Annotated in this window: 2 protein-coding genes; both read left to right on the top strand. The window is 52.4% G+C overall.

Annotated elements, in window-relative coordinates:
* Positions 1-244, top strand: a 244-nt coding sequence (locus JS756_RS39090) for a cytosine permease (RefSeq protein WP_205387485.1), incomplete at its 5' end; no start/stop codon positions are given.
* A gap of 26 nt (positions 245-270) precedes the next feature.
* Positions 271-458: cytosine permease (locus tag JS756_RS39085; protein WP_205387483.1), on the top strand; the 188-nt coding region annotated here is incomplete at its 3' end.

Here is a 458-nt window from a genome sequence, read left to right as displayed (position 1 = left end):
GCAGTCATGGCTCTGTGTCTGGGTGGGATATTTCCTTGCGGCCTGCTTTGTCTGTCTCACGGGCCGCATCGGTGCTGTCTACCACATCTCGTTCCCTGTTGCGGTTCGGGCGTCGTTTGGAATCTGGGGGTCTTTTTGGCCTGTTTTCAATAGGGCTGCCATGGCAGTGATCTGGTACGGGGTACAATCATACATTGGAGGTGTGTTTCCCTCACATAATTCGAGTGCGAAGGGGTGGTACTGACATAGACAGGCGAGTGTGTGACGTTAATGATTCGAGCCATCTGGCCCAGCTACGGAAATCTGCGCAACACTCTTCCTGCGAGCGCTGGTGTCGACACCATGAACTTTGTGAGCTTTTTCATTTTTTGGGTCTGTTCGCTTCCAGCCCTCTGGTTTCCGGTTCACAAAATCCGCCATCTGTTTACGGTTAAGGCGATTTATTCCCCAATTGCGGC

The organism is Streptomyces actuosus, assembly GCF_016921115.1.
Classification (GTDB): Bacteria; Actinomycetota; Actinomycetes; order Streptomycetales; family Streptomycetaceae; genus Streptomyces; species Streptomyces actuosus_A.
This window is presented reverse-complemented; position numbering and strand designations above follow the sequence as displayed.